The organism is Kitasatospora sp. NPDC004289, from assembly GCF_053602875.1.
In genome coordinates, this window is the sequence record NZ_JBSGEL010000008.1 from 74,336 (window position 1) to 89,128 (window position 14,793).

Sequence of the window (14,793 nt, forward strand, 5' to 3'; positions counted from 1 at the left end):
CGGCTCCGTGGCTCGGTGCTCAGTCGCGACGCAGGGTCGGCTTGAGCTCCAGGAAGCGGGCGAGCAGGCCGTTGACGAAGGCCGGGGAGTCGTCCGTGGAGTACTCCTTGGCGATCTCGACGGCCTCGTCCAGGACGACCGCGTCCGGGACGCCGTCCTCCCAGATCAGCTCGTAGGCACCGAGGCGCAGGACGTTGCGGTCCGCGATCGGCATCCGGTCGAGGGTCCAGCCCACGGCGTAGGTCGAGATCAGCTCGTCGATCTTGCGGGCGTGCTGCACGTAGCCCTCGATCAACTGCATGGTGTACTCGCCGACCTGCGGGATGCCCTCGTCCGGCTTGGGGTCGCGCGCCCGCGCGATCCAGTCGGCGAGCACCCGCTGGGGGTCGACCCCGCGGTGGTCGGCCTCGAAGAGGATCTGGAAGGCCCGGGTGCGGGCCTTGGTGCGAGCAGCGGACACGGTTACTTGACCCGGCCCAGGTAGCTGCCGTCGCGGGTGTCGACCTTGACCTTCTCGCCGGTGGTGACGAAGAGCGGCACCTGGATCTCGGTGCCGGTCTCCAGGGTGGCCGGCTTGGTGCCACCGGTGGAGCGGTCGCCCTGGACGCCCGGCTCGGTCTCGGCGATCACGAGCTCGACGGCGGCCGGGAGCTCGACGTACAGCGGGGAGCCGTCGTTCTGCGCGACCAGGGCCTCGAAGCCCTCCAGCAGGTACTTGGCGGCGTCGCCGACGACCGACGGCTCGATGGTGAGCTGGTCGTAGGTGTCCATGTCCATGAACACGAAGTTCTCGCCGTCCTTGTACGAGAACTGCATGGTGCGCTTGTCGACGTTGGCGGTCTCCACCTTGACGCCGGCGTTGAAGGTCTTGTCGACGACCTTGCCGCTGAGGACCTCCTTGAGCTTGGTGCGCACGAAGGCCGGGCCCTTGCCGGGCTTCACGTGCTGGAACTCGACGACGGACCACAGCTTGCCGTCGATGTTGAGGACCATGCCGTTCTTGAGATCGTTCGTGGAAGCCACGGGCGCACTTACTCCTGGATATAGCTGTCAAGGAACCAAGGGATTGCGCGTGCCGCGGCCGCCGGGGCGGCTACAGCGCGAGGAGCTCCTTGGTCGTGATGGTGAGCAGCTCGGGCCCGCCCTCTTCGAGGGGGCGCACCACGAGCGTGTCCTCGATCCGGACTCCGCCCTTTCCGGGGATGTGCACCCCGGGGCCGACGGTGACCGGCACGCGATTGTCCAGTTTACCCATGTCCGCGGGCCCGAGACGCGGCGCCTCCCTGATCTCGAGTCCGATGCCGTGACCGAGCGGGTGCACGGCGTTGCCCGCGTGGCCCGCGGACTGGAGGATCTCGCGGGCGGCCAGGTCCGGTGCGTGCTGCGGGACGCCCGGCTGGAGAGCCTCCCGTCCGGCCCGCTGGGCGCGGAAGACCAGGCGGTGCAGGTCGACCTGCCAGGGGGCGGGGGCGGCGCCGATCACGAAGGTGCGGGCGGTGGAGACCCGGTAGCCGCGGTACTGGGCGCCGAGCACCACGGTGAGGAAGTCGCCCTCCTCCACCCGGCGGTCGGTGGGCAGGTGGGCCTCCTGGCCGGAGTGGCTGCCGGTGCCGACCGAGACCGGGAAGGCGGCCCGGTCCGCGCCGTGGTCGATCATCCGGCGCTCCAGCTCCATCGCCAGGTGGCGCTCGGTGCGGCCGACCAGGATCGACTCCAGCAGCTCGCCGAGCGCCTGGTCGGCGATCTCGGCGGCGATCCGCAGGTCGGCGATCTCGTGCTCGTCCTTGACCACCCGCTGGCGCTCCACCGCGCGGGCCAGGTCCAGCAGGTTGACCCCCTTGGCCAGCCCGGCCACCGCGCGGTGCCGACTGACCGTCAGGTCGTGCTCCTCCACCGCCAGGTCGCGCACCCCCAGCCGGGCTGCGGCCTCGGCGGCGGCCAGCGCCGTGTCGGTCTCGCCGGGCACCGGCACCCGGGAGAGCTCGGGGTCGTCCGGCACCAGGTGCTCCCCGGTGTCGTCGGGGGGCAGGTCCTCGGGCAGCGCGAGCAGCGCCCTGTCCCGGGTGAGCAGGAGGGTGGCCCCGCAGGGCGCGCAGCCGGTCAGGTACCGGACGTTCGCGGGACGGGTGACCAGCGCCGCGTCGGCGCCGGAGGCGCTGCAGTGCTGCCTGAGCCGTTCCCGCCGAGCCCCGTGTGCGTCAACCATGCCCCGAGCCTAAGAACCCCACGCCCGCCCCGCCCGCCGAACGCACCCGCCCGTGGCCGCAGGCAGCAACCCGTGAGGGGTCAGGGGCGCGAGGAACTGCGCGAGACGGAAGAAGGAGACCCGTGTGCCGGGTACGGACATTCACTTGCACGTGGTTCGCCGTACCCGGCACACGCTCGGCGCCTCCCGCAGCGCGCAGTCCCCCGCGCCCCCGGTGCGACCACCACCCCACGCCGGTCGACCGCGGTCACGCCGCCGAACGCCAGCCGAGGGCCGGAGCGAGCCGGGTGGCGATGTCCGTGAGGATCTGGACGTAGTCCTCGTGCTCGAAGCTGAACGGCAGCGCGAAGACCGCTTCGTCGACCGCCTGGAACCCGGCGTGGGCGTACAGCCGTTCGGCGATCTCGGCGGAGGTCCCGACCAGGTCCGGCGCGAACATCATCCGGGACGGCCCCTGCGGGGTGGCGGTGCGCGGGAGCCGGTTCCGCGCGTACGCCAGGTACTTCGCGCGCTGCTCGGGCGTGGCGCTGTCGGTGGGGACGACCACCAGACCCTGGGAGACCCGGGCGCGGGCGCCCTGCGGGTGGTGGCTGCGGAAGGCGTCGATCTGCGAGCGCTGGATGGTGGCGAAGTCCTCCGACTCCTCCGCCCGGACCACGTTGCTGGTCAGCAGGTTCAGCCCCTGCTCGCCCGCCCAGCGGGCCGAGCGCAGGCTCCCGCCGCCGTACCAGAGGCGGTCCGCCAGGCCGGGGGCCACGGGCTGGACCCGGTCGGAGTACACCTCGATGCCTTCGACGCCGCTGAAGTCGGTGGCGGGCTCGCCCTTGACGAAGTCCAGCAGTCGCCGCACCCGCTCGTAGCCGAACTCCTCGACCGCCGCGGTGTCCGGGTACAGCGCGGGGGCGACCTGGTCCCAGTGACCGGGGCGGCCGACGCTGACTCCGGGGTTGAGCCGGCCGCCGGAGAGGAGGTCGACGGTTGCCAGGTCCTCGGCCAGGCGCAGCGGGTTCTCCCAGCCCAGCGGGATGACCGCGGTGCCCAGTTCGATCCGGTGGGTGCGCTGGGTGGCGGCCGCCAGGACGGCGACCGGCGAGGAGATCCCGTACTGGAGGTGCCGGTGGCGCACCCAGGCGCCGTCGAAGCCGAGCTGCTCACCGAGTTCGATGATCCGCAGGGTGGACTCGTGGCCCTTGCCGGGATCGGCGGGGTCGAACAGCCCGATGGTCAGGAAGCCCAGCTTGCGCAGGGGCTGCGAGGGCGAGGGCACCGGGGGCCTCCGTTCTCCGCGACGGGCCGGACGCGGTACGGCGCGGGTCGACCGACACCGCCCGGCCGGTCACCGGGCGCCCGGCCACGGTCACACGCGACGGGGGAGACGATCAAGGGTCGGGCCGGAATGGACATCGGGGGCAACACGGCCGTGACGTCCCGGCAGCACGTGGCCCCGGTCAGCCGGCCGCGACCTCCCGCAGCGCCGTCTCGATGCTCACCGCGATGTCGGTGACCGGGTACTGGACCTGACGGACCGTCCGGTCGGGGCCGATCACCAGGGTGAGGCGCTTGAGGCGGGTGGTGCCGCCGGCCCGGAGGGTGGGGAGGCGCAGCGCCGCGGCCAGTTCGAGGGCGGCGTCGGAGAGCAGCGGGAAGGCGAGCCCCTCGGCCTCGGCGAAGGCGCGCTGTTCGTCGGTGCGCTGGGTGGAGACGCCGTGCACGGCGGCCCCGGCGGCGGTGAACTCGGCCAGCCGGGCCTGGTAGCCACGGGATTCGAGGGTGCAGCCGGCCGCGCCGGGGACGGCGCCCCAGCCGGGCGGGTAGAGCTCGGGGCGGGCGAAGGCCCCGGGGAAGCAGTAGAGGACGGTGAGCCCGGCCACCGGGTCGAGCGGCCCGTCCGCCGTGGGGAGCAGCAGCTCGGGGACCCGGGTGCCGAGCAGCGCGTGGACGCGCTCGGCCTCGCGGGAGTGCTCGTCGGCGGTGGCGGTGTAGCTGCCGTCGCCGAGCAGCCAGGTGTCGCCCCAGTCCTGGAGCGCGACCAGCACCGGCAGCAGCCCGCGCCCGCGCTCGGTGAGGCGGTACTCGTAGCGCGGCGGGCGGCTCTGGTAGGGCTCGCGGCTGAGCACCCCGGAGTCCACCAGCAGGGCCAGACGCTCCGTCAGGACCTTCCGGGAGAGCCCGAGTTCGTGCTGGAGGCCGTCGAAGCGGTGCTGGCCGCGCGCGATGTCGCGGACGATCAGCAGCGTCCAGGCGTCGCCGACCACGTCCAGGGACTGGGCGACGGCGCAGTTCTCGTCCCCGGGCCCGCCTCGTCTGGGCACCCGACCTCCTCCGCCGACCACCGATTGCCGTTGACCCTCACCCTCCCATGCTGGCATAGTCCGTTCCCCAAAGGAACTGACTAGCGGGGGCCGATCACGTGCGAGCAGTACCGAGGGCCGTCTGGCTCCTGTCGGTGGGCATCTTCGTCAACACCATGACCGCCTTCACCTTCGTCTACCTCTTCCTCTTCCTGACCTCCGAGCGCGGCATCGGCGTCGCCGAGGCGGGCCTGGTCGCGGGCGTGGGCGGGATCGGGTCGGTGGCGGGGAACTTCACCGGCGGCTGGTTCGGCGACCACCTCGGCCACCGGCGGGTCCTGCTGATCAGCTCGGTGGTCTCCGGCGCGGGGCTGATCGTGCTGCCGGTGCTGCCGGTCGCGGCCCTGCTGCTGGTGCTGCCGCTGTCGATGTACGCCTCCGGCGCGGCCCGGGCGGCCAACGCCACCCTGGTCACCGCCGCCGTCCCGGCCGGGGCGCGGCGGCAGGGCGTCGCGGTGATGCGCTTCGCCGGGAACGCGGGCTTCGCGCTCGGCGCGCCGCTCGGCGGTCTGATCGCGGCTCAGGTCTCGTACGGGTGGCTCTTCCTGGCCGACGGGATCGGCGCGCTGCTGTTCGCCGGGTACGCGGCGCTGGTGCTCACCGCCGACCCGGGCAGGGCCGAGCGGGCCGCCGTCGCCGCCGGGGGCGAGTCGCTGTGGAGCGCGCTGCGGGCCCGGCCGGCCCTCCTGGTGCTGCTGCCGGCCGTCGTGGTGATCGACACCGTCTACCGCCAGCAGTACGGCACCCTGCCGGTCTTCCTCCGGGACCACGGCATCGGCAGCGAGGTGTACGGCGCCCTGATGGCGATCAACGGCGGCGTGATCCTCTGCCTGGAACTTCCCGCCACCGTGGCCCTGCGCAAGCGCTCCCCACTGCGGATCATCGGCGCCGGCCTGGGCCTGGTCGGTCTCGCCTACGGCCTGCTGGTGCTCGGCGCCTCGGTCTGGCTCGCGGTCGCCACCATGGCGCTGCTGACCCTCGGCGAGATCCTCTACAAGACCCCCGCCACCGCCTACGTCGCGGACTGCGCCCCGCTCCACCTCCAGGGGCGCTTCCAGAGCCTGTACGCGGGCGCCTCGATCAGCGGCTCCGTACTCGCCCCGGCGATCGGCGGGGCGGTGTACGACGCGGCGCCCGGCCTGCTCTGGCCGCTCTGCGCCGGAGCCGGCCTGCTCGCGGGGGCGGCGGTCCTGCTGGCCGCCTCCCCCGCCCTGCGCTCCCGGCCCCCGCTGCCCGCGCCGGCGGCCGCGGCGGCCGGGGCCATGGAGCACGCCTGAGCCGCCGTCACGGCGCCCTCGGCGGGCAGGACTTGATCCGGTCGGCGGTCTCCGGACGGCTCCAGCCGCCCGACCCGGCGAGCGGCTCGGCGGCCGCGCCGGGGCAGGTCGACCGGAGTTGACGGACCGCGCGTACAGGAACCGTCGGGCGGCGGGGATGTGAGAAGGTCGTGCCGCCCCACCCGTCCGGGGTCCCGGACCGCCACGGGGCCCGCACCGCCCAGGAGGTAGCGCGGATGACCCGCCTCGAGCGCTGGGAGTGCCGCACCCAGCTCCCGCTGATGGTCCTGTCGGTGCTCTTCGCGGTCGCGTACGCCGCGCCGATCCTGCACCCCGAGGGCTCGGTCGCGCTGCTCCACGCGGCCTGGTGGACGGAGTGGGTGGTCTGGGCCGCGCTCACCTGCGACTACCTGGTGCGGTTCTACCTGGCCGAGCAGCGCTGGCGGTTCGTCCGCTCGCAGCCGCTCTCGCTGCTGGCCGTGGTGCTGCCGCTGGCGGGGCCGCTGCGGCTGCTGCGGCTGGTCTCCACCGCGGTGCTGGCCGGGCAGCGGGTGCGGATGGCCGCCCAGGTACGGCTGACCACCTACGTGGTGGGGGCGGTGATCGGGCTGCTGGTCTTCGGCTCGCTGGCCGTGCTGGACATCGAGCGCTCCTCCCCCACCGCCAACATCAAGACCCTGGACGACGCGCTCTGGTGGTCCTTCACCACCATGACCACGGTCGGGTACGGCGACCACACCCCGACCACCGGGCTGGGCCGGCTGCTGGCGGTCGGGCTGATGCTCTCGGGCATCGCCCTGCTCGGCGTGGTGACGGCGAACATCGCCGCCTGGTTCATCTCGCGCGCCGACGCCGAGGAGCGGATGGACCACGTCAACCACCTGGCGATCCGCGAACTCACCGAGGAGGTCCGGGAGCTGCGCCGCCAGGTGGCCGAGCTGTCCGCCACCGTTCCGGACGGACTGGTCGGCACTCCGTCAGGTGCGGGGGAATGGACCGGGGCGGGGCCGCGTTGAGCCGAGGTGAAAACGGTTTCCAGTCGGTGACGGCCGGGAACCACGAACCGAGGAGGACCGGATGGCCAGCACCGACCTGCGCCCGATCGTGAAGCTGAAGTCCACGGCCGGGACGGGCTACACCTACGTCACCCGGAAGAGCCGGCGCAACGACCCGGACCGCCTGGTCCTGCGCAAGTTCGACCCGGTCGCCCGCGAGCACGTGCTCTTCCGCGAAGAGCGCTGAGCCCCGCCCGGCCCCGGGCGGCCCCTCCGGGGGAACCGTCCGGGGCCGGTCCACGTCCCCGCCTGCGGGGCGGCCGGAGGCTCACCCGTCCCGGTTGCTAGCATCCGGTCCTCGGCGCAGCTCGGCCGGTACGTCGGAGGGGGCAGGGAGATGGCACGTCCGCTGGCCGCGGGGCTGCTGGCAGCGTCGGTGGTGTTGACGGCGGCTCAGACCGCGCAGGCCGCCGAAGTGCGCAACGGCAGGATCACCACCACCTTCGGCGGGGTGCCCGCCACCCTGCCGGTCGGCGGCACCTTCGAAGTCACCCTGACCGTCAGCTCGACCTCCCCGCACCGCATCCAGCCCGGCGGCTTCTCGCTCGCCGTCTCCACCAACGCCCGCACCGGCGGCGTCCCCACCGACGGGATCACGGTGGTCTGGCAGGACCCGGCGAACGGCGGCTGGCGCCACTCCGACCGGGTGGACCCGAGCGGCCGCTGGAGCCTGACCGAGCCCGCCGGCGCCGTCACCGTCCAGCCGCACGGCACCCTGACGGTCAAGGCGAAGGTCACCCTGGCGGGCAAGGCCGCCAAGGGCAGCTACCAGCTCACCAGCAGCGGCCTCGACGCGCCCGTCCTGATCAGCACCGGCGAGGATCCGGCCACCGGCGGCCTGGAGGGCAAGGAGCAGGCGCTGGCCGTCTTCCAGTACGGCGGCCCCGCCCCGAGCCCCTCCCCCAGCCGCTCCGGCCGCGGCACCGCCTCGCCCAAGGCCACCGCCAAGCCCTCCGGCACCGCCTCGCCGGACGCGCAGCCCTCCAGCGAGGAGCCCGCCCCCGTGGCGGCCCCGGCCGCCGCCACCGGGCCGGACCCGTTCTCGCTCTGGCTCGCCGGGCTGCTCACCGTCGCGCTGGCCGCCTTCACCGTGCACTCGATCCTCCGGCGCCGCCGTCGCTGATCCCCGCAGGGGTGAACCGGGCCCGGGCAACGGTTCGGCCACCGACGGGTGAACAGGAGGCCGTTCCCCGGACGCCGCGCGCCGCACTGCGGGATAACGGTGGCCGAACCGGACCGCCGCACCCTCGAAGGACCGTGACCCATGCCGCTCAAGAACTACGGCGTGCTCTCCGCCCGCGCCGTCGCCCGCCGCCGCGAGGGCGCCACCGACACCCCGCACTACCAGATCCACCTGCGCGACACCCACGGCACCGACTACCGGGCCGCCGTCAACGTCCAGTCCCAGCAGGCCCCTTCGGAGCTGCTGTACGCGGTGGTGGACGACTTCCGCCACCCGCTCACCGCGCTGCTCCCGGCCACCGGCACCGGCTGGGCGCCGCTGCCCTCCAAGGCCGGCACCGCCGCGGTGGACTTCATCCGGGGCAACCTCTTCGACCCGGCGAAGCTGCGCACCCTGCCGCCGGACCTGCCGGGCGTGGACAACGACCTGGCCGACCTGCTGGACCACTTCGTGCTGCGCGCCGTCGCCGACCCGGCGGCGGTGCTGCACGTCTTCGGCGAGCGCTTCGGCCCGGAGCCCGGCAAGCCGGACAAGGTCTTCGGCTTCGAGCCGGGCAACGGCGTGCACGACGTCCACATGAACCAGGGCAACAGCGGCCGCTTCAAGGGCGACGACGGGGTCTACCAGGACGGCGCGCTGCTGGTCCACCTGCCCGCCGAGGACCGCTGGATCGCGGTCTTCCTGGCCTTCCAGTCGCAGGCCTGGCACACCGACGACGCCACCGGCCACACCCTCCCCGGCACCCCCGGCCGCCCGGACGACCACACCCCGGCCAGCCTGCGGATCGTCTCCGCCCTGGTGAACCCGGTCGGCCCGGACCGGGGCCGGGAGAAGGTCACCGTGCTCAACACCTCCGCCGCCCCGGTCGACCTGACGGGCTGGCAGCTGGCCGACCGCTCCAAGCGCCGCCTGTCGCTCCCGGCCCAGCGGCTGGAGCCCGGCGCCAGCCTCGCGGTGAGCGGCGGGGGCGGCTTCGAGCTGGAGAACGGCGGCGGGGTGATCACCCTGCTGGACCCGGCCGGGCTGAAGGTGCACGGCGTCTCGTACACGGCCAAGCAGGCCAAGCAGGAGGGCCGGACGCTCACCTTCTGAGCCGCCGCGGCCCTCCGGGCGAGGCGGGTACGGGAAGGGCCGAAGGCGCGAGCTCCCCTCCGGCCCCCGCTCCATCCCGGTCCTCCCGCCCGGAGGGCTCACTCACCCGGCCGTCGTCGCCCGCCCGGAGGGCTGCCCCGGGCGGGCGACGGGGCGTCAGAGCGGCCAGCCGTCCCGGGTGGTGATCGTCCGGGCGTACGGGCCCTCGGGGCCGGTGGAGCGGTAGGTCTCGACCGCCGTGGCGGTGCGGACCGGGGTGGCGCCGTCGCGGCGTTCGGCGGTCGGGGCGTAGGTGTGGTCCAGGGTGCGGCGCACCCCGTCGGCGGTCTCGGTGCGGTGCCGGCCCATCACCATCGAGGTGCGCTGGCCGTCCTGGCCGTAGCGGTAGTCCACCGTCAGCGGGACGCCCTCGCTCACCGTCTCCACCCGCTGCGGCCCGCCGCCCCTGCGGTGCGTGGTCCAGGTCTGGTCCAGCCGGTTGGCCAGCTTGAGTGCGGCGCCCTCCTCCCGCAGCTGCTGGGTGGAGCCGAAGACCTGACTGCTGCTCACCTCGGTGCGGACCCGCCCGTGCGAGGTCTGCACCCAGCCCTCGGCCACGTCCTGCCGCCGTGCGGTGACGGTCCAGTCCCCGCTGCCGCCGCCGAGGTCGGTGAGGGCGGTGACCGGCTCGACGGCGGCGGCCACCTGGTGGCGGGTCAGGGCGCCGGTGGTGCGGGCGCTGCCCTCGTCCAGCTCGGCGAAGAGGTTGAGCTGACCGGTCCAGGAGTCGTTGCTCTGCTGCTCGGCCCGGTCGAGGGTGACCGAGAGGGTGTGCGGGCGGCCGTCCAGCAGCAGCCCGACGTACGGGGTGAGGTCCAGGCGGTAGGCGGGCAGCTCGAAGGCGAACAGGCCGGGGGTGGGCCGCCAGAGCAGCGGGTCCCAGCCGCCGGTGTAGATCACGGGGTAGGGCCAGACCGCGCCGGCCACCACGCCGTCCACGGCGAGCCGCAGCTCGCGGAACGGGCCCTGGCCGCAGTACCCCCGGCCGGGGTTGGCGGTGACGAACTCCTGCGGGGCGGAGGCGTAGGCGAACTCCTCGCAGGCCCCGCCGCCGCGCACGTAGAGCTCGGCGGTGAGCGCCTCCAGGTTGGGCGGGAAGCTGTACTCCCGGGCCGTGGAGAGGCGGGCGGCGTCCAGGGCGAACGGTCCGGAGGTGAGCACCCGGTCGGCGGTGCGGGCGGCCGGCCACTTCGGCGAGGCGGTGTAGAAGGTGACCGAGGCGGAGATCACGAAGACCCCGGTGTAGGTCTCGTTGGTGACGTTGGCCAGGTCGAACTCGAACGGCCGGCTGCCCGTCAGCACCGGCGCGTAGCGGGTGAGGTCGCGCTCCAGGCGCCACTCGATGCCGTCCTTGGAGGGCTCGGGGGTGGAGGAGAGCAGCACCTCGACCCCGCCGACCCGGACGGTGAACAGGCGGTCGTACTGCCGCCCGGCCACACTGCCGTGCAGGTCCAGCACCACCATCGACCAGGGGCCGGCGCAGGCGGGCGGCACCGTGAGGGTGCCCGCGTACGGGGTGTCCGGAGGGTTGCCGTACCCCTCGCGGAAGGCCCGCTCGTGCATCACCTCGACGGTGCAGGAGCGGGTGTCCGGGCGGGTCAGCGGCTTCGCCGCGGTCATCGGGTCGTGGTAGTCGCTGCCGAAGTCGGCGTGGGCGGGGGCACTGCCGGCCAGCACGGCGGCCAGGGCCAGCAGGACGGCGCCGAGCGCGCGGGCCGCGCGGCGCGGGAGCGAGGGTGCGGGCAAGACGGCCTCCGGATGCCGGTGCTGACGGATCGTCAAGGGCACCGGCATCCTTCCGCTGCTGTACTGAACCTGTCAATCAGCCCGCGGGGCCGCCCTCACGCCCGCTGGCAGCTCGGGCACCAGAAGAGGTTGCGTGCCGCGTGCGCCTCCGTGCGGACCTCGGTGCCGCAGACCAGGCAGGGCATCCCGGCGCGGCGGTAGACGTAGACCTCGCCGCCGTGGTCGTCCACCCGGGGCGGGCGGCCCATCGCCTCGGGGGTGTGCTCGGGGCGGACGGTGTCGATCCGGCCGATCATCGCGCCGTCGGCCATCAGCACCACCAAGTCCGCCCAGACCGCGTCCCACTCCTCCCGGGTGAGGTCCCTGCCCGCCCGGTGCGGGTCGATGCCCAGGCGGAACAGCACCTCGGCGCGGTAGACGTTCCCGACGCCGGCCAGCACCTTCTGGTCCATCAGCAGCGCGGCGACGGTGGTGCGGCTGCGGCTGACGTACCGCCAGGCGTCCTCGGAGGAGGCGCCGGGCCGCAGCGGGTCGGGGCCGAGCCGGGCGTGCACGGCGGCCTTCTCGGCGCCGGTGAGCAGCTCGCAGGTGTTCGGCCCGCGCAGGTCGGAGAAGAGCTCGTCGTTCTCCAGCCGCAGCCGGACCAGGCCGACCGGGGCGGGGGCGGGGGCCGGGCCGAAGGTGAACTCCCCGTACAGGCCGAGGTGGACGTGCAGCCAGCGGTCCTCGGAGAAGCCGAGGAAGAGGTGCTTGCCGTGGGCCTGGGCCTCCGTCAGGACCTGACCGTCGATCAGCCGCGCGCCGTCGGCAAACCGCCCCTGCGGGCTGGAGACGGCGACCGGACGGTGGGCGAAGCCCTTGGCGTGCTCGGTGGCGAGACGGTGGATGATGTGGCCCTCGGGCAAGACGGTCCCCTCCCGGACGGTGACGGCGAGGGCTCCATTCTCGCAGCCCGGACCGACACCCCCGACGGGCCGCCGGCCGCCCCTCCAGGGACTTCCCAGGGGCGCGACGGACAGGGTTCACGCCCCCGCCATCTCCGCACCACCCTGTGGCCACCCGCCGAGGTGCCGTCAGTGGATGGATATGCGCCAGCACCCGTCGCACACCGGCCACCACCGCAGGAGTCGCCCCATGAGCCCCGCCCCCGCCCCGCAGCACCGCACCCGCGCCGTGCTCGCCGCCGCCGCGGCCGGTCTGCTCGCGGTGACCGGCCTGACCGCCGTCGCCTCCCCCGCCGCCGCCGCGCCCAACCCGGCGCTCAAGGCCCAGCCCGGCGACCTGCTGGACGTCACCCTGGACCAGCTGCGCCCGACCCAGCCGGCCGTCGGCTACGACGAGGTCTACTACAAGCTCGGCCGCTACACCTCCGCCAAGGACGAGGCCAACGGCAGCTTCAACAAGCGCTTCGACGACTGGTGCGAGACCAACGGCCAGGGCGTGGCCGCCACCGTCCAGCCGGGCGCGAAGATCTCCGACGCCTCCACCTTCACCTGCACCATCGCGGTGGGCCAGGAGACCGAGGAGAGCCGCTCCGAGATGAAGACCGTGGTGGTGGGCCCGGGCGGCGCCCTCTACCTGACGGACGGCCACCACACCCTGACCTCCTTCCTGGAGGCCCCGGACGGCGGGCAGAAGCTGCACATCCGCCTGATCGTCCAGGCCAACTACAGCAAGCTCCCGCAGGCCGAGTTCTGGCAGCAGATGCAGGAGCACAAGTGGGTGCGCCTGCTGGACGAGAACAACCAGGCCGTCACCGTCGCCCAGCTGCCCACCCGCCTCGGGCTGGCCAACTTCCACGACGACCCGTACCGCAGCCTGGTCTACTTCACCCGGGACATCGGCTACGCGGTGCCGGCCGACGCGGCCGAGTACCTGGAGTTCCAGTGGGGCGACTGGCTGCGCGGCCAGGGCATCGGCCTGCCGGGCTCGTACGACGCCACCAACGCGGCCTCCTACCTGAACGCGGTGCGCACCGCCTCGCAGGCGATGACCGCCGTGCCCGGCTCCACCGTGGTCACCCCCGACGGCCGCACCGCCGACCAGCTCGGCCGGATGGCCGCCTGGAACAACGGCAAGAAGCCCACCGGCGGCGAGTTCGGCAAGCTGAGCGCGCCGATCACCGAGGCCAAGCCCGGCAAGATCGCCTACGCGCTGGACTTCCGCGCCAAGGTCCCCGCCGGCCCGGCCTGCACCACCACCCTGACCGGCCGTCACAACGGCCCGCTGGTGGTCGGCTCCGGCACCACCTGCCTGACCGGCGCCCAGCAGTTCGGCCCGGTCGTGGTCTACGGCGGCGCCAGCCTGGTGGTGAAGGGCTCGGAGGTCACCGGCCCCGTCCAGGCCGTCGGCGCGGGCACCGTGCAGCTCTGTGGCACCGTGCTGACCGGCCCGCTGAGCGTCGTCTACACCAAGGACAAGCTCACCCTGTCGGCCCCCGGCTGCACCCCGAACACCCTGAACGGCCCGGTCCAGCTGGTCGGCAACCCGGCCTGATCCACCGGACGGACCCGGGCCGCCGGCTGACGGCCCGTCAGCGGCCCGGCTGTCCCCCCGCGTGGGCGGACAGCCGGGCCGCCACCACGCGGTCCAGTGCGGCCGCCGTGCCCGCCACGTCCAGCTGGGAGTTGTCGATGATCGGCAGCCCGGTGCTGTACCAACCGGCCATCCGGCCGTGGATCCGAGCCACCTCCTCGTCCGCCAGCCGCCGGTTGCCGCTGCGGCGGGCGTTGCGGGCCAGCACCGAGTCCAGGCCGGGGAGCAGCACCACCGGGATCATGCCCGGGCCGATGTGCCGCTGCCAGCCGCCGAGGCCGACGGCGGGCTGGTCGGGGAAGACCGCGTCGTCGATGATGCAGGAGATGCCGTTGGCCAGGTAGTTGCGGCAGGCGAAGCCGCAGGTGCGGCGGGCCAGCCGGTACTGCGCCTCGGAGGCGTCGTTCCACCCGGACTGCGGGTCGGCGAAGCCGGCCTGCACCCACTCGCGGACGTCGTCCAGCGAGATGTGCGCGGTCGGCGTCGGACGTCGCTCGGCCCAGTACCGGGCCACCGTGGTCTTTCCGGCCCCGGCCGGGCCGATCAGCAGCACCGCCAGGGTCGGCTGCACCGCGTACGGCGGGGGCACGGGCGCGCCGTGCGCCATCGGGAAGTGGCCGGTGTGCGGGGGCGGCGCGACGGGGTACGGCGGCCGGGCCGGCGGCGGAGGCCCGACCGGGTACGGCGGGTGCCCGCCCGCGGGCGCGAAGGAGTGGCCCGGCGGCGGCACGTGGCCCCCCGTACCCCCTGCGTACTGCGTCACTTGCACCTCCCGTCCGGGAGACTACACGGCGCCCTGGTGGCGGGCACAAGCCCGCCACCAGGCAACTGATCGTCCGTCAGGCCGGGCCGGACGCGCCGCGGGTCACTTGGTGACGAGCTGCTCGGCCAGCGCGCGCAGCGCCAGCTCGTAGGAGCCGATGCCGAAGCCGGCCACCGTGCCGGAGGCGACGGCGGCGATCACCGAGTTGTGCCGGAAGGTCTCCCGGGCGTACGGGTTGGAGATGTGCACCTCGATCAGCGGCGCGGTGCGCTGCGCGGCCGCGTCCCGCATCCCGTACGAGTAGTGGGTGAACGCCCCGGGGTTGATCACCACGGGGGTCCGCCCGTCGGCCGCCTCGTGCAGCCACTCGATCATCGCCTGCTCGGAGTTGGTCTCCCGGACCTCGACCTCCAGGCCGAGCTCCTTGCCGAGCGCGGTGCAGCGCTCGACCAGGCCGGCGTAGGAGGTGGCGCCGTAGACGTCCGGCTCCCGGCTGCCCAGGCGGCCGAGGTTGGGGCCGTTGAGCACCAGCACCCTGGTCACCTC

At 74.0% G+C, this 14,793-nt stretch carries 15 protein-coding genes; 6 read left to right on the forward strand and 9 right to left on the reverse strand.

Going from position 1 to position 14,793, the window contains the following annotated elements:
• Positions 1-19: 19 nt before the first annotated feature.
• The 5 genes from nusB to ACWEPF_RS07635 all read right to left on the reverse strand — a co-directional run bounded on the left by nusB (position 20) and on the right by ACWEPF_RS07635 (position 4,518).
• Entirely contained in the window at positions 20-460 is a 441-nt protein-coding gene (gene nusB, locus ACWEPF_RS07615; protein ID WP_345283287.1) for a transcription antitermination factor NusB, read from the reverse strand.
• A 2-nt stretch (positions 461-462) separates the two neighbouring features.
• A complete protein-coding gene (efp, locus tag ACWEPF_RS07620; protein ID WP_345283286.1) occupies positions 463-1,023 on the reverse strand; it encodes an elongation factor P in 561 nt (186 codons plus the stop codon).
• 70 nt (positions 1,024-1,093) lie between these two features.
• The gene (locus tag ACWEPF_RS07625) at positions 1,094-2,206 is read right to left on the reverse strand and encodes a M24 family metallopeptidase (protein ID WP_345279066.1); all 1,113 of its coding nucleotides are present in this window, start codon (positions 2,204-2,206) and stop codon (positions 1,094-1,096) included.
• A gap of 247 nt (positions 2,207-2,453) precedes the next feature.
• Complete coding sequence (locus tag ACWEPF_RS07630; protein ID WP_452171838.1) at positions 2,454-3,473, reverse strand: LLM class flavin-dependent oxidoreductase; 1,020 nt, start codon at positions 3,471-3,473, stop codon at positions 2,454-2,456.
• Between the two features lie 181 nt (positions 3,474-3,654).
• Positions 3,655-4,518 (reverse strand): winged helix-turn-helix transcriptional regulator, encoded by an 864-nt coding sequence (locus ACWEPF_RS07635; RefSeq protein ID WP_452171839.1) that lies wholly within the window; start codon positions 4,516-4,518, stop codon positions 3,655-3,657.
• A gap of 134 nt (positions 4,519-4,652) precedes the next feature.
• Here ACWEPF_RS07635 and ACWEPF_RS07640 point away from each other — a divergent pair, with 134 nt between their 5' ends.
• The 5 genes from ACWEPF_RS07640 to ACWEPF_RS07660 all read left to right on the forward strand — a co-directional run bounded on the left by ACWEPF_RS07640 (position 4,653) and on the right by ACWEPF_RS07660 (position 9,164).
• Positions 4,653-5,834, forward strand: coding sequence for an MFS transporter (locus ACWEPF_RS07640; RefSeq protein ID WP_452171840.1), 1,182 nt, complete (start codon positions 4,653-4,655; stop codon positions 5,832-5,834).
• Between the two features lie 236 nt (positions 5,835-6,070).
• Positions 6,071-6,850 carry a potassium channel family protein gene (locus ACWEPF_RS07645; protein ID WP_449794913.1) on the forward strand — a complete coding sequence of 260 codons (780 nt, stop codon included), beginning with the start codon at positions 6,071-6,073 and terminating at the stop codon, positions 6,848-6,850.
• A gap of 61 nt (positions 6,851-6,911) precedes the next feature.
• Entirely contained in the window at positions 6,912-7,076 is a 165-nt protein-coding gene (gene rpmG, locus ACWEPF_RS07650; RefSeq protein WP_345279061.1) for a 50S ribosomal protein L33, read from the forward strand.
• Between the two features lie 150 nt (positions 7,077-7,226).
• Positions 7,227-8,012, forward strand: a complete 786-nt coding sequence (locus ACWEPF_RS07655; protein ID WP_452171841.1) for a hypothetical protein — start codon at positions 7,227-7,229, stop codon at positions 8,010-8,012.
• A gap of 141 nt (positions 8,013-8,153) precedes the next feature.
• Positions 8,154-9,164: a DUF2278 family protein gene (locus ACWEPF_RS07660; RefSeq protein ID WP_452171842.1), complete on the forward strand. Its 1,011-nt coding sequence runs from the start codon at positions 8,154-8,156 to the stop codon at positions 9,162-9,164.
• A gap of 156 nt (positions 9,165-9,320) precedes the next feature.
• Here ACWEPF_RS07660 and ACWEPF_RS07665 read toward each other — a convergent pair whose 3' ends face one another.
• Positions 9,321-10,985 (reverse strand): peptide-N4-asparagine amidase, encoded by a 1,665-nt coding sequence (locus tag ACWEPF_RS07665; RefSeq protein ID WP_452171843.1) that lies wholly within the window; start codon positions 10,983-10,985, stop codon positions 9,321-9,323.
• A 59-nt stretch (positions 10,986-11,044) separates the two neighbouring features.
• Complete coding sequence (locus ACWEPF_RS07670) at positions 11,045-11,854, reverse strand: Fpg/Nei family DNA glycosylase (RefSeq protein ID WP_345279056.1); 810 nt, start codon at positions 11,852-11,854, stop codon at positions 11,045-11,047.
• 229 nt (positions 11,855-12,083) lie between these two features.
• Between ACWEPF_RS07670 and ACWEPF_RS07675 the strand changes: the two genes are divergently transcribed.
• A complete protein-coding gene (locus tag ACWEPF_RS07675; RefSeq protein ID WP_452171844.1) occupies positions 12,084-13,445 on the forward strand; it encodes a ParB/Srx family N-terminal domain-containing protein in 1,362 nt (453 codons plus the stop codon).
• Between the two features lie 37 nt (positions 13,446-13,482).
• On the opposite strand, the gene ACWEPF_RS07680 is transcribed toward ACWEPF_RS07675, so the two are convergent.
• Positions 13,483-14,247, reverse strand: a complete 765-nt coding sequence (locus ACWEPF_RS07680) for an AAA family ATPase (protein ID WP_452171845.1) — start codon at positions 14,245-14,247, stop codon at positions 13,483-13,485.
• A gap of 102 nt (positions 14,248-14,349) precedes the next feature.
• A complete protein-coding gene (gene aroQ, locus ACWEPF_RS07685; RefSeq protein ID WP_449795117.1) occupies positions 14,350-14,790 on the reverse strand; it encodes a type II 3-dehydroquinate dehydratase in 441 nt (146 codons plus the stop codon).
• Positions 14,791-14,793: the final 3 nt, after the last annotated feature.